The organism is Methylobacterium trifolii, assembly GCF_022179685.1.
Lineage (GTDB): Bacteria > Pseudomonadota > Alphaproteobacteria > Rhizobiales > Beijerinckiaceae > Methylobacterium > Methylobacterium trifolii.
Map to the genome: position 1 here is coordinate 1 of NZ_BPRB01000077.1, position 13,587 is coordinate 13,587.

The window sequence follows — 13,587 nt, forward strand, 5'->3', positions numbered from 1 at the left end:
AAAGACAGTCGCTCTCCCCAACCCTCTCCCGCACGGGAGAGGGGGCCGCCCAGCGCTCCGAGCGACCTCTCCGGTTCCGCTGCGCAGATATGTATGAATACGGAGCAGCGTCTCCGTTCCCCGCCACCGAAACCCCAAAAGAAATGCCCGTCGCGCTCGCCCTCTCGCCCCATCTCGACGACGCCGTGTTCTCCTGCGGCGGCACCCTGGCGACCCTGGCCGACGCCGGCTGGCGGGTGGTGATGGCGACGCTGTTCACGGCCTCCGTGCCCGAGCCGCGGGGCTTCGCCCTGGCCTGCCAGCTCGACAAGGGCCTCGGGCCGGAGGTCGACTACATGGCCCTGCGGCGGGCGGAGGACCTGGAGGCGGCGGGCATCCTCGGGGTCGCGACCGAGCACCTGCCGTTCCGCGAGGCCCCGCACCGCGGCTACGCGTCGGCTCAGGCGCTGTTCTCGGAGACCCGCGCGGACGACGCGGTGGTGGCCGACCTCGTGCCGGGCCTCGCTGCCCTGGTCGGGGCGGTCCGCCCCGACCTGATCCTGGCGCCCCAGGCGATCGGCGGCCATGTGGACCACGTCCAGGCGGTGCGGGCGCTCGGACAGGCGGCCCCGGCCGCGCCCGTGCTGTGGTGGCGCGATTTTCCCTACACGGTGCGCGACGCCGAGCCGAAGCAGCCGCTGCGCCCCCTGTTCGCCGACCGGCCGGTCCGCACGGTCGCCCTCGATCCGGGCGCGCAGCTGCGCAAGGCCAGGGCCTGCGCGGCCTACGCCACGCAGATCGGCTTCCAGTTCGGGGGGGAGGCCGGCCTGCTGGACCGGCTGGCGCGGGAGGAGGGCGTCGAGCGCTTCCGCGTCTCCGGCCCGCTTCCCGCAGGACTGCCCGGCCGCGATGCGGCCCCCTGAGCCGGCCGCCCCGAAGAGCCTCGGCGATCCGGAGGTTCTGGCGGCCCGGCGCGCACTCGCGCACGCGCCCCACGTCCTGCCCTTGCGGGTGCTGGCCGACCGGATCGCGGCCGAGCGGGGCGCGCCGGTGCCCGATGCCGACCCCCTCGACGGCGGGGTCGACGCGCGGTTGCTGCTCCTGCTGGAGACCCCGGGCCCGGCGATCGTGCGCACCGGAATCGTCTCCCGCGACAACCCCACCGGCACCGCCGCCAACCTGTTCCGCTTCCTGGCCGGGGAAGAAATTCCGCGCGGCGACACCCTGATCTGGAACGCCGTGCCGTGGGTGATCCACGCGGAGGGCGCCCCGAACCGAGCGCCCCGCCCGGCGGAGATGCGCGCCGCCGCCCCCTACCTCGCCCCGCTGCTGACCCTGCTGCCGCGGCTCTGCGTCGTCGTCCTCGCGGGCCGGGTCGCGGGGGAGGGGGCGGCGCCGGTCGCGGCCCTGCGCCCGGACCTGCCCGTGATCCGGGTGCCGCACCCGAGCCCGACCTACGTCTGCACGTCGCCGGAGGTGCCCGCGCGCATCCGCGCCGGGCTGGCGCAGGCCGCCGTCATCCTGCGGACACGGGGGGCGGGCAACGCTGCCTGACGCGGCGGAGGCGTGGCAAGGGTCTGCCTTCCGTCGCTGGCCTTCATGCGCCGATGGTCCTACATGCGGGCGACGGGCCGCGGGCCGGGATCATCCGGCACCGGACCTGCCGTCCCGCGTCGGGCCGGGCGGGATATCCGGGGGAGGCGGGCACCGAGGGGCATGAACGTCCAGGGACAGCACAGGAAGACGGTCGAGGGAGCCGAGCCCGTCGAGGGCGAGGCGGCCGGCGACGGCGTCGCGAAGGCTGCCGGCAAGCGCCGGTCGCGGCGCTATGCCTGGATCGGCACGGCGGCCAGCATCGTCCTGTTCGCGGTCTCCCTCGGGGTGCTGTGGAAGCTGGTCCAGAGCGTCACCTGGGAGGAGGTCCGGCAGGCCCTGTCGGCGGCCACCGGCGAGCAGCTCGGCCTCGCCTTCCTGTTCGTGGCGATCAGCTACGCCTTCCTCACCGGCTACGACGCCCTCGCCCTGCGGCAGCTGCGCATCACGGTGCCCTACCGGATCACGGCGCTGGCCTCCTTCACCAGCTACGCCGTGAGCTTCACCCTCGGCTTCCCCCTGCTGACGGCGGGCACGATCCGCTACTGGATCTATTCGCGGCACGGGCTCAGCGCCGCCAAGATCGCCGCGCTCACCGTCATCGCCGGCTTCACCTTCTGGCTCGGCATGGGCGTGGTGCTGGGCCTCAGCCTGATCATCGAGGCGGGGCAGCTCGCGGGGCTGGCCTTCACCTCCATCCGGATCAACCAGGGGGTGGGACTGGCCGCGCTCGCCATGGTGCTGGGCTACCTCGCCTGGGTCTCCCTCAAGAAGCGCAGCGTCACCGTGCGGCACTGGCGGCTGGAACTGCCGGGCGCCTCGGTCTCCATCGGGCAGATGCTGGTGGGCATCGGCGACGTCTGCGCGGCGGCCGCCGTGCTCTACGTGCTGCTGCCGGCAGGGCTGACCATCGGCTTCACCACCTTCCTGGCGGTCTACGTGCTGGCGGCGATGATCGGCATCGCCTCGAATGCGCCGGGGGGCCTCGGGGTGTTCGAGGCGACGATCCTGATCGCCCTGTCCAGCCTGCCGCGGGAGCAGGTGCTGACCTCGCTGCTTCTGTTCCGGGGCTGCTACTACCTCGTGCCCTTCGTGAGCGCGCTGGCCATGCTCGGCGCCTACGAGATCGTGAAGCGCGCGGGCGGCGCGCGCGATGCCCCCTCCGGCAAGCCCTGACGCCTCCCGCGATGACGCCGGACGCGCGCAGCCCCTCGGCCTGGACGGGCGCGGCCATAGCTGCCGCCCTGGTCGGCCTCTTCCTGGCCCTGCGCGGGTCGCTCGACGACACCACGATCCTGGTCGGCCTCGCCGCGATCTGCGTCGGCGGCAGCCTCGGCGCCCGCCGCCGGCTCCCCGTCCTGCCGCGGCCGGCGGTGGCCGCGGCCGCGGACCGGCACGCGGTGGCCGAGGCGCTGCTGGCCAACATCCCCGATCCGGTCATCCTGGTGGACCGCCGGGCCGTGGTGATCGAGGCCAACCCCGCCGCCCGCGCCCTGCTGCCGCTGATGCGGCTGCGCCACCCCCTCTCCTTCGCCCTGCGCGCGCCCGACGTACTCGACGGCATCGAGGAGGTCCTGCGCACGGGCGCGCCCCTGAAGACCGTCTACGGCACCCGCGTGCCCCTGGAGCGGGCCTTCGAGGTCCAGATCGGCGCCCTGCCGATGCCGGACGGCTCCGGCCCGAACGTGGTGCTGTTCCTGCGCGACCTCACCGCCGCCCGCCGCCTGGAGGCGATGCGGGTGGATTTCGTCGCCAACGCCAGCCACGAGCTGCGCACGCCGCTGGCCTCCCTGCTCGGCTTCATCGAGACCCTCCAGGGTCCGGCCCGCAACGACGGGCCGGCCCGCGAGCGGTTCCTCGCGATCATGCGCACCCAGGCGCAGCGGATGACCCGGCTGATCGACGACCTGCTCTCCCTCTCGCGGATCGAGCTGCGCGAGCACGTCGCACCGACGCGGATCGTGGATCTCGGGGCGCTCGCCCGCCAGATGGTCGATGCCCAGGCGCCGCTGGCCGTCGAGCGCGGCGTGGCGATCCGGCTGGAGGCGGGGGAGGGGACCTATCCGGTGCTCGGCGACCCGGACGAGCTGCTCCGGGTGGTGGAGAACCTGATCGAGAACGCGGTGAAGTACGGCGGCCGCACCGTGAGCGTCGCGCTCTCGCGGGACACCGATCCCCGGCGCGGGCGGCAGGTCGTCCTCGACGTGCGCGACGACGGCCCCGGCATCTCGCCGGAGCACATCCCGCGGCTGACCGAGCGCTTCTATCGCGTGGACGTGGCCTCCAGCCGGCAGCAGGGCGGCACCGGGCTCGGGCTCGCCATCGTCAAGCACAGCCTGAACCGCCACCGGGGCCGGCTCTCCTTCGAGAGCGTGCTCGGCGCGGGCACCTCGGTCCGGGTCTCCCTGCCGGAACATCCGGGCAGGGACGATCCTTGAGCGCCCACGATCCTTGAAACTCGGCGATCCTTGACCTTCCCATGATGGGAAGGTCCATATGGGGCGGCATGGACGACCGAACCGGACCCGCCCCCGTGCCACACGCCCCCCTCAGCTTTCCCGTCGCCGGCATGTCCTGCGCAGCTTGCGTCGGACGCGTCGAGCGGGTGCTCGCGGCCCTGCCCGGCGCGCGGGGCGTGTCGGTCAACCTCGCCTCCGGCCGGGCGAGCCTCTCCCTTCCGCCGGAGACCACGCCGGCACGGGCCGCCGAGGCGCTGGCCGAGGCCGGCTATCCGGTGCCCGGGACCGAAACGGTGTTCACCGTCGAAGGGATGACGTGTGCCTCCTGCCTCGGCCGCGTCGAGGCGGCGCTGGCGGGGGTGCCGGGCGTCACGGGCGCGAGCGTCAACCTCGCCACCGGTCGCGCCGTCGTGCGCTACCCCGAAGGGATCGTGGCGGTGCGCGACCTGGAGGCGGCCGTGGCCGCAGCCGGCTACGAGGCGGCCGTCGCCGGCGGCGGCAGGCCCGGCCCTGCGGCACGGCAGGAGGCAGAGGCCGCGGGCCTGCGGCGCGACCTGATCCTGGCCGCCCTGCTCGGGCTGCCGGTCGTCGTCCTCGACATGGGCGGCCACCTTGTGCCCGGATTCCACCACGCCCTCGCGCAGGCACTGGGGGAGCGGGCCCCGGCCCTGATCCAGGCGGTGCTGGCGACCCTGGTCCTGGCCTGGCCCGGCCGGCGCTTCTTCGCCCGCGGGGTGCCGGGGCTGCTGCGCGGGCGCCCTGACATGAACGCCCTGGTCGCCCTCGGATCGGGGGCGGCCTACCTCTATTCCCTGGTCTCGACTCTGGCGGCCGGCAGCCTGCCCGCGGGCAGCGCCCACCTCTACTTCGAGGCCGCCGTGCTCATCGTCGGCCTGATCCTGCTGGGCCGGACCCTGGAGGCCCGCGCCAAGGGCCGCGCGGGTCGGGCCATCGCCCGCCTCATGGACCTCGCCCCGAAGACCGCCCGCGTGTTGCGGGACGGCACGGACGTCGAGGTGCCCCTGGGGGAGTTGCGCGTCGGCGATGTCGTCCGGGTCCGGCCCGGCGAGCGGATCGCGGCCGACGGCATCGTGGTCTCCGGGTCGAGCCACGTCGACGAGAGCATGGTCACGGGCGAGCCGGCGCCCGTCGCCAAGGGGGTGGGCGCGGCCACGGTCGGCGGCACCCTCAACGGCCCCGGCAGCCTCGACCTGCGCGTCGGCTCGGTAGGCGCCGACACGGTGCTGGCGCAGATCGCGGCGATGGTCGAGCGGGCACAGGGCGGCAAGCTGCCGATCCAGGCCCTCGTCGACCGCGTCACCGGCCGCTTCGTGCCGGCGGTGATCGCGGTGGCGCTGGCGACCTTCCTGGCCTGGCTGGCGCTCGCCCCGGCCCCGGCGCTCGGCCCGGCGCTCGTCAACGCCATCGCCGTGCTCATCATCGCCTGCCCCTGCGCCATGGGGCTGGCCACCCCCACCTCGATCCTGGTCGGCACCGGGAGGGCGGCCGAGCGCGGTGTGCTGTTCCGGGACGGGGCCGCCCTGCAGCGCCTGCGCGACGTGCGGGTGGTCGCCCTCGACAAGACCGGCACCCTGACCGAGGGCCGCCCCCGCCTCACCGATTTTTTTGGCGGTCCCGGCATTCGGGAAGACGACGTGCTGGCGCTGGTCGGTGCCCTGGAGACCCGCTCGGAGCACCCGGTCGCCGGGGCGATCGTTGCGGGCGCCCGCGCGCGGGGCCTGAGCCTGCCCGAGCCGGAGGGCTTCTCGGCGCTCGAAGGCTTCGGCGTCTCCGGCCGCGTCGCGGGCCGTGCCGTCGCCGTCGGCGCCCGCCGCTACATGGACCGCCTCGGCATCCCCCTCGATCCCGGCCTCGCCGAGCGGGCGGAAACCCTGGCCGGGACCGGCAGGAGCCCCCTGCACGTCGCGCTGGATGGGCGCCACGCCGCCGTGCTCGCGGTGGCCGACCCGATCAAGGCGGGCGCCCGCGCCGCCGTGGACGCGTTGCGGGCGCAGGGGCTCGTCGTGGCGATGGTGACGGGGGACGACCGCCGCACCGCCGAGGGCGTGGCCCATAGCCTCGGCATCCGCGAGGTCGCCGCCGAGGTGCTGCCCGGCGGAAAGGTCGAGGCCGTCAAGCGCCTCCGGGCGGCGCACGGGCCGGTGGCCTTCGTCGGCGACGGCATCAACGACGCGCCGGCGCTGGCCGAGGCCGACGTGGGGCTGGCCATCGGCACCGGCACCGACATCGCGGTGGAGAGCGCCGACGTGGTGCTGATGTCGGGCTCGCTCGATGCCCTGGTCGAGGCGCTCGCCCTGTCGCGGGCGGTGATGGCCAACATACGCCAGAACCTGTTCTGGGCCTTCGCCTACAACGTCGCGCTGATCCCGGTGGCGGCCGGCGCCCTCACCCTGTTCGGCGGCCCGGCCCTCTCGCCGGTGCTGGCCGCCGGAGCCATGGCGCTCTCCAGCGTCTTCGTCCTCGCCAACGCCCTGCGCCTGCGCCGGGCGGGCGGGCCGACGCCACCGCCGCGCCCCGGCACCCTGGCCGCGCGGCCGGCATGAGCGAGGCACCCGTCACCATCGGCGAGGCGGCACGGCTTTCCGGCGTCTCGGCCAAGATGATCCGCTGGTACGAGGAGACCGGCCTGCTGCCGGCCGCCGCCCGCTCGGAATCCGGCTACCGGCATTACGGCCCGGCCGACCTCCACACCCTACGCTTCGTACGCCGCGCCCGCGACCTCGGCTTCTCCGTCGCGGGGATCGCCGGCCTGCTCGCCCTCTGGCGCGACCGGGAGCGGCCGAGCGCCGGCGTCAAGGCCATCGCCCTGGAGCAGATCGCCGACCTGCGCCGCCGCATCGCGGACCTGGAGGGCATGGCCCGCACCTTGGAGCGGCTGGCCGAGACCTGCTGCGGCGACGACCGCCCCGACTGCCCGATCCTCGACGATCTCTCCGCTGCGCCAGCCTGTCCGCCGCCGCAGGGCCAGCAACGGCGCAGCCTCCAGGCACCGGGCGTTAACAAGCACGGCCGTTGACGGGCGCCGTGGCCCTCTGTTTGCTGGACGGGCCGGGCATACCGGCCGTGAAAGTCCCGAACGCATGCCCGTCATCGACAGGATCCAGGGTTTCGCAGAGGCGATGGCGGGGTGGCGCCACGACCTGCACGCCCATCCGGAACTCCTCTACGACGTGGAGCGCACCGCGGGCTTCGTGGCGCGGACGCTGGCGGGCTTCGGCTGCGACGAGGTCGTCACCGGCATCGGCCGCACCGGCGTGGTGGGCGTGATCCGGGGGCGGGGACAGGGCTCGAACCGGGCGATCGGCCTGCGCGCCGACATGGACGCCCTGCCGATCCAGGAGGTGCGGGACCTGCCCTACCGCTCGACCGTGCCCGGCCGGATGCATGCCTGCGGCCATGACGGGCACACCGCGATGCTGCTGGGGGCGGCCCGCTACCTCGCCGAGACCCGCGACTTCGACGGCGCCGCCGTGCTGATCTTCCAGCCCGCCGAGGAGGGCGGGGGCGGGGGCGAGGCCATGGTCGAGGACGGGCTGATGGAGCGCTTCGGCATCGAGGCGGTCTACGGCATGCACAACATCCCCGGCCTGCCGCTCGGCCGGTTCGCGATCCGCCCCGGCCCGATCATGGCCTCGACCGACCGCTTCACCGTGACGATCGAGGGCCGCGGCGGCCACGCCGCCCTGCCGCAGAACGCAATCGACAGCGTGCTCGTGGCGAGCCACGTGATCGTGGCCCTGCAGTCGATCGTGTCGCGCAACGTCGACCCCCTGCAATCGGCCGTGGTCTCGGTCTGCGCCCTGGAGGCGGGCGAGGCCTTCAACGTGCTGCCGCAGACGGTGACGATGCGCGGCACCATGCGCGCCCTGTCGAGCCCGGTGCGCGCGCTGATGAAGGCGCGCATCGAGACGATCGTCGCCAGCGTGGCGGCAGGCTTCGGCGCGACGGGCAGCGTCGCCTTCGGCGCCAGCTATCCCGTCACCGAGAACCACCCGGCCGAGGCCGCCTTCATGGCCGACGTGGCCGCCGGACTCGTCGGCGAGGACAACGTCGACCGGGACGTGGCCCCGATGATGGCGGCGGAGGACTTCTCGTATATGCTAGGCCGACGTCCCGGGGCCTACCTGTTCCTCGGCAACGGCGACAGCGCCGCCCTCCACCACCCGCATTACGATTTCGACGACGCCGCCGCACCGCTGGGGGCCTCCCTCTGGGCGCGCCTGATCGAGACCGGACTGCCGCTGAAGGCCTGACGATGCCGATGCAGGGAGGCCGGCCCGGCCGGGACGAGGCTCCGCGGGCGGTGAGCCTGGCCGAGGCGGTGCCGGTCTGGGCGCGGGTGGCGGCCCTGTCCTTCGGCGGGCCGGCGGGCCAGATCGCGGTGATGCACCGCATCCTGGTCGAGGAGCGGCGCTGGATCTCCGAGAACCGCTTCCTGCACGCCCTGAACTTCTGCACCCTTCTGCCCGGCCCGGAGGCGCAGCAGCTCGCGACCTATATCGGCTGGCTCATGCACGGCACCCGCGGCGGGCTCGTGGCGGGCGGCCTGTTCGTGCTGCCCGGCGCCGTCGCCATCATGGCCCTGAGCTGGCTCTACGTGCTGCACGGCCAGGCGGGCCCGGTGGCGGGGCTGTTCTTCGGCCTGAAGGCGGCCGTGCTCGCCATCGTGCTGCAGGCGGTGCAGCGCATCGGCCGGCGCGCCCTGCGCAACCGCGCCATGGTCGGGCTGGCGGCGGCCGCCTTCGCTGCGATCTTCGTCCTCGACGTACCCTTTCCCGCCATCGTGCTGGCGGCCGGCACGATCGGCTTCGTCGGCGCGCGCGTCGGCCTGCCGCAGTTCCGGGGCGCCGGGCACGACGGGCCCGCGCAGGATGCCGGCGGCCCCTACCTGTTCGGCGACGCGGGGGAGGCGGGGGAACGATCCGCGCCGGGCCGCACCCTCCCCGTCGTGGCGTTCTGGCTCGCGGTCTGGTGGCTCCCGGTCGGCGCGATCCTGCTCGCCCTCGGCGGGCAGGACGTGTTCGGCCAGATCGCCCTGTTCTTCTCGAAGATGGCGATGGTGACGTTCGGCGGCGCCTACGCGGTGCTCGCCTACGTGGCGCAGCAGGCCGTCGAGCAGTACGGCTGGCTGCGGCCCGGCGAGATGCTCGACGGCCTGGGGCTGGCCGAGACCACCCCGGGCCCGCTCATCATGGTCACGCAGTTCGTGGGCTTCCTGGCGGCCTACCGCAACCCCGGCGGCCTGCCGCCGCTGCTGGCCGGCACGCTCGGCGGCCTGCTCACCACCTGGGTGACCTTCGCGCCCTGCTTCCTCTGGATCTTCGCGGGCGCGCCCTTCGTGGAGCGCCTGCGCGGCAACCGGACTCTGGCGGGCGCCCTCTCGGCCGTGACGGCCGCAATCGTCGGCGTCATCCTCAACCTCGCGGTCTGGTTCGCGATCCACGCGATCTTTTCCGAGACCCGGACCGTGGCGGCCGGCCCGGTCCGGCTCGACCTTCCGGTGCTGGCGAGCCTGAACCCCTGGGCCCTCCTGCTGGCGCTCTGCGCGATCCTGGCGGTGTTCACCACCCGCGCCGGCGTGCTGCCGACGCTGGCGGCCTGCGCAGGGGCGGGGATGCTGCTCCAGGCGGCCGGCCTGGCCTGACGGGCAGGCGTTTGCTGCCGAAATCCAACACCGCAATCCGAAAAACTTGTCCCTGCGTCCCAACCTTCGCCGGGCATCTTGAATCGCGCCCGCGCCTCGACTAGGCGCCGATCGTCGCGAGTGCAGATACCAAACAGAAACGTGCGGTCGCCGACAAACGATAAACTAAGCCGGCTCTGACCGCGCGGGGGAACACGAAATGACAGGTACGAGCACCGTCGACGGACCGCTCTCGAGCCAGCAGGTCGGGATGATCCCGATCGACCGGCGACCCCCCAACGTCCGGACCGATCCCGGCGACGGCGCGCCGCCCGTCGGGCCTGTCTCGCCGACCCTCGCGCAGGAAGTCTCCTTCATCAACGGCCTCAACGCCGACGGCACCGTGGCCAGCACCGGCTTCTGGGCCGGGAACGGCCAGACCGCGAACAAGTGGGGCTCGGCCACCGCCGGCACGGGCGCCACCATCTCCTACGCCTTCGACGGGGCCGCCGGCTTCACCGCCACGGAGCAGTCCACCTACCTGCGCGCCTTCGCCCTGTGGTCGTCGGTCGCCAACGTGACCTTCGTCGCCGCCGCATCGAGCGGAGCCGCAGACGTCCTGATCCGGCGCGGCAGCGACATGGGCGCCTACCAGTCGGGACCGGTGTCGAACGGCAGCGGCAGCACGCTGGGCCAGCATACGGGTCAGGCCCTGATCTCGATCGATACCAGCGTCGCCGGCTTCGATCTCAGCGGCTCCCTCACCACCAGCGCGGGCTACGGCTTCGCCACCGTGGTGCACGAGGTCGGCCACCTTCTCGGCCTCGGCCACGGCGGCGCCTACAACGGCACGGTCAACCCGGCGGTGGATCAGTACAGCGCCTACGACGAGCGCATGTGGTCGATCATGTCCTACATCGGCTGGAACCAGTCGGGCACCGCCAAGTACGGCGCGAGCTATCCCGTCATGGGCACCAACTGGGGTTCGTCCTCGGACGGGTCCACGCGCGAGGTCTCGCACACGGTGATGCAGGGCGACATCCTGGCGATCCAGCAGCTCTACGGGGCGCCGACCTCGGCCCAGACCCAGTTCACTGGCGGGCAGGTCTACGGCTTCAACAGCAACATCACCGGTACCTTGAGCACCCTGTTCGACTTCACCCAGAACACGAGCCCGGTCGTCACCCTCTACAACCAGGGCGCCAACAACACCCTCGACCTGTCCGGCTTCAGCCAGGCCGCGCGGATCAACCTGAATGCCGGCAGCTTCAGCAGCGCGGCCGGGCTCACCAACAACATCTCGATCGCCCAGGGCACCCTGATCCAGACCGCCATCGGCGGCGCGGGCGCCGACACCATCATCGGCAACGCCGCCAACGACACCCTCACGGGCGGGGCGGGCAACGACTCGCTGGACGGCGGCGCGGGCATCGACACGGCGACCTTCAACGTCGCCCGCTCGGCGGCCACCGTCACCCGCACCGGCACCGGCACCTACACGGTGACCAGTTCCGAGGGCACCGACTCGCTGACCGGGATCGAGCGCCTGCGCTTCACCGACGCGACCATGAACCTGACCAGGACCGCCGCCAGCGACCTGAACGGTGACGGCACGTCGGACCTTCTGCTCCAGAGCGCCAGTTCGGTCGTCGACTGGATCATGGGCGGCGGCCTCTACGCCTCCGGCAACGGCATCGGCGAGGCCGGCGCCTACGTCGCGCGCGGCACAGGCGACTTCAACGGCGACGGCACGGCCGACGTCGTGCTCCAGAACGGCTCCTCGGTCGTGACCTGGACGATGAGCAACGGCCGCGTCCAGTCCGGCCGGGAGATCGGTGCTGCGGGCGCCTACACCGTGCGCGGCACCGGAGACTTCAACGGTGATGGTACGGCCGACATCGTGCTCCAGAGCGGTTCCTCGGTCGTGACCTGGACCATGAACAACGGACAGGTCGTCTCCGGCGCCGCCGTCGGCGAAGCGGGCGGATACAGCGTCGTCGGCACAGGCGACTTCAACGGCGACGGCACCACCGACATCCTGTTGCAGAACGGTTCGACGGTCGTGGCCTGGACGATGAACAACGGCCAGGTCGTCTCCGGTAACGTCCTCGGCGAGGCAGGCGGCTACAGCGTCGTCGGCACCGGAGACTTCAACGGCGACGGCACCACCGACGTCCTGCTGCAGAACGGCAGCGGCTCGGTCGTGGACTGGATCGTCGGCAACAGTCGCGCCGTGTCGGGCAATGAGGTCGGCAACTCGGTCGGCTACACCATCGTCGGGACGGGCGACTACAACGGCGACGGCACGGCGGACATCGCCTTGCAGAACAGCGGCGGAGCGGTGGTCGACTGGCTCGTGTCCAACGGCCAGTACGCCGGCGGCAACGGCGTCGGCAACGGCGGGTCCTACGGGGTGGTCAAGGGTTCAGCGCCCCTCCTCCTGGCGTAAAACCATCGCGTGGAGGGACGGGACGACGCCGTCCCTCCGCGCGGCCCGATGCGGCGACGGTCAGCCCGGATAGCGCGCCCTCAGGAGGGCGTAGGCGAGGCGGGCGGTCTGCACCTCGCCCCCCTCCGGCCGGCCGGGCCGGGTCGTGGGGTTCCAGCCGTAGAGATCGAAATGGACGTGGGCCCGCGTCCGTGGGGCGAAGCGGCGCAGGAACAGGGCCGCGGTGATCGCTCCGGCGAAGGGCCCGCCCGAAACGTTGTTGAGGTCGGCCACCTTGGAATCGAGCAGGCCCGCATAGGGGGCGTGCAGGGGCATCCGCCAGACCGGGTCGATCGCGGCCCGGCCCGCCCGGGCCACCGCCTCGGCCAGGGCGTCGTCCTCGGTGAAGAAGGCGGGCAGGTCCGGCCCCAGGGCCACGCGGGCGGCGCCCGTGAGGGTGGCGAAGTCGAGGATCAGGTCCGGCGCCTCCGAATCGGCCAGCGCCAGGGCGTCGGCGAGGATCAGGCGCCCCTCCGCATCGGTGTTGCCGATCTCGACGCTGAGGCCGGCCCGGCTCGCGAGCACGTCGCCGGGGCGGAAACTGTCGCCGGCCACCGCGTTCTCCACCGCCGGGATCAGCAGGCGCAGGCGCAGGCGCAGCCCCGCGCCCATCGCCATGTCGGCGGCGGCGATCGCGGCGGCGGCGCCCCCCATGTCCTTCTTCATCAGCAGCATGCCGGCCGACGGCTTGATGTCGAGGCCGCCCGTGTCGAAGGCGACGCCCTTGCCGACCAGGGTCACGCGCGGAGCATCTGCGGGCCCCCAGGTCAGGTCGATCAGGCGGGGCGGGCGGGTCGAGGCGGCGCCGACCGCGTGCACCAGCGGATAGCCTTTGCGCAAAGCCTCGCCCTCCGTCACCGCCACCGCGGCACCGTGGCGGGCGGCCAGCGCGCGGACCGCCGCCTCGATCTCGGCGGGGCCGAGGTCGTTGGCCGGGGTGTTGACGAGGTCGCGCCCCATCGCCACGGCCGCGGCGATCCGCCCGGTCTCGGCAGCATTCACGCCCTCGGGCGCGACGAGGCGGGCGCCCTCGGATGGGGCGGTGCGATAGCGGGAGAAGCGGTAGCTGCCCATCAGCCAGGCGAGAGCCGACTCAGTGGGCTCCGGGGCGCCCTCGAGCCGGTAGCGGCCCGCCGGCAGCAGGCCCGGCAGCTTGCCGGCCAGCAGCCGGTCGTAGGCCGGGGCCTCCACGTCGCCGAGGCCGAACAGCACGCGGGCGAGTTCCCCCTCGGCGCCCGGCAGCAGGCAGAGGCTTCCGGCCTTCGGCGTGAAGCCGGTCGCCTGGGCGAAGGCGCGGGCGCGCGCGTCGAGCCCGGCCTCGGCCTCCGGCCAGCCCGCCGGCGTGACGAAGCCGACCGGGATGCCGGGGGTGCCCGCCGGGAGCAGGCCGGTGGGAGCTTGGCCGGTGGGGGCTTGGGCGGAGG

Annotated in this window: 10 protein-coding genes; 9 read left to right on the plus strand and 1 reads right to left on the minus strand. The window is 73.5% G+C overall.

What is annotated here, in order from left to right:
* Positions 1-143 precede the first annotated feature (143 nt).
* The 9 genes from COGEMETH_RS07425 to COGEMETH_RS07465 all read left to right on the plus strand — a co-directional run bounded on the left by COGEMETH_RS07425 (position 144) and on the right by COGEMETH_RS07465 (position 12,124).
* On the plus strand, positions 144-902 hold the full coding sequence (locus tag COGEMETH_RS07425; protein WP_238181972.1) for a PIG-L deacetylase family protein: 759 nt from the start codon (positions 144-146) through the stop codon (positions 900-902).
* Entirely contained in the window at positions 889-1,533 is a 645-nt protein-coding gene (locus COGEMETH_RS07430) for a uracil-DNA glycosylase (RefSeq protein ID WP_238181973.1), read from the plus strand. Before COGEMETH_RS07425 ends, COGEMETH_RS07430 begins: the two co-directional genes overlap by 14 nt.
* 162 nt (positions 1,534-1,695) lie before the next feature.
* Entirely contained in the window at positions 1,696-2,748 is a 1,053-nt protein-coding gene (locus COGEMETH_RS07435) for a lysylphosphatidylglycerol synthase domain-containing protein (RefSeq protein ID WP_238181974.1), read from the plus strand.
* 11 nt (positions 2,749-2,759) lie between these two features.
* Positions 2,760-4,010, plus strand: a complete 1,251-nt coding sequence (locus tag COGEMETH_RS07440) for an ATP-binding protein (protein WP_238181975.1) — start codon at positions 2,760-2,762, stop codon at positions 4,008-4,010.
* Positions 4,011-4,078: 68 nt separating this feature from the next.
* Positions 4,079-6,595 carry a heavy metal translocating P-type ATPase gene (locus tag COGEMETH_RS07445; RefSeq protein ID WP_238181976.1) on the plus strand — a complete coding sequence of 839 codons (2,517 nt, stop codon included), beginning with the start codon at positions 4,079-4,081 and terminating at the stop codon, positions 6,593-6,595.
* Positions 6,592-7,068 (plus strand): Cu(I)-responsive transcriptional regulator, encoded by a 477-nt coding sequence (gene cueR, locus COGEMETH_RS07450; protein WP_238181977.1) that lies wholly within the window; start codon positions 6,592-6,594, stop codon positions 7,066-7,068. The genes COGEMETH_RS07445 and cueR overlap by 4 nt, the downstream gene beginning before the upstream one ends.
* 64 nt (positions 7,069-7,132) lie before the next feature.
* On the plus strand, positions 7,133-8,305 hold the full coding sequence (locus COGEMETH_RS07455) for a M20 aminoacylase family protein (RefSeq protein ID WP_238181978.1): 1,173 nt from the start codon (positions 7,133-7,135) through the stop codon (positions 8,303-8,305).
* 2 nt (positions 8,306-8,307) lie between these two features.
* Entirely contained in the window at positions 8,308-9,696 is a 1,389-nt protein-coding gene (gene chrA, locus COGEMETH_RS07460; protein ID WP_238181979.1) for a chromate efflux transporter, read from the plus strand.
* 199 nt (positions 9,697-9,895) lie between these two features.
* A complete protein-coding gene (locus tag COGEMETH_RS07465) occupies positions 9,896-12,124 on the plus strand; it encodes an FG-GAP-like repeat-containing protein (protein ID WP_238181980.1) in 2,229 nt (742 codons plus the stop codon).
* A gap of 60 nt (positions 12,125-12,184) precedes the next feature.
* On the opposite strand, the gene COGEMETH_RS07470 is transcribed toward COGEMETH_RS07465, so the two are convergent.
* A partial coding sequence (locus COGEMETH_RS07470) for a leucyl aminopeptidase family protein (protein ID WP_373875328.1) occupies positions 12,185-13,587 on the minus strand: 1,403 nt, incomplete at its 5' end.

Coding starts and splice junctions, on each gene's coding strand:
- COGEMETH_RS07425 (WP_238181972.1), top strand. CDS start 144: ATGCCCGTCGCGCTCGCCCTCTCGCCCCATCTCGACGACGCCGTGTTC.
- COGEMETH_RS07430 (WP_238181973.1), top strand. CDS start 889: ATGCGGCCCCCTGAGCCGGCCGCCCCGAAGAGCCTCGGCGATCCGGAG.
- COGEMETH_RS07435 (WP_238181974.1), top strand. CDS start 1,696: ATGAACGTCCAGGGACAGCACAGGAAGACGGTCGAGGGAGCCGAGCCC.
- COGEMETH_RS07440 (WP_238181975.1), top strand. CDS start 2,760: ATGACGCCGGACGCGCGCAGCCCCTCGGCCTGGACGGGCGCGGCCATA.
- COGEMETH_RS07445 (WP_238181976.1), top strand. CDS start 4,079: ATGGACGACCGAACCGGACCCGCCCCCGTGCCACACGCCCCCCTCAGC.
- cueR (WP_238181977.1), top strand. CDS start 6,592: ATGAGCGAGGCACCCGTCACCATCGGCGAGGCGGCACGGCTTTCCGGC.
- COGEMETH_RS07455 (WP_238181978.1), top strand. CDS start 7,133: ATGCCCGTCATCGACAGGATCCAGGGTTTCGCAGAGGCGATGGCGGGG.
- chrA (WP_238181979.1), top strand. CDS start 8,308: ATGCCGATGCAGGGAGGCCGGCCCGGCCGGGACGAGGCTCCGCGGGCG.
- COGEMETH_RS07465 (WP_238181980.1), top strand. CDS start 9,896: ATGACAGGTACGAGCACCGTCGACGGACCGCTCTCGAGCCAGCAGGTC.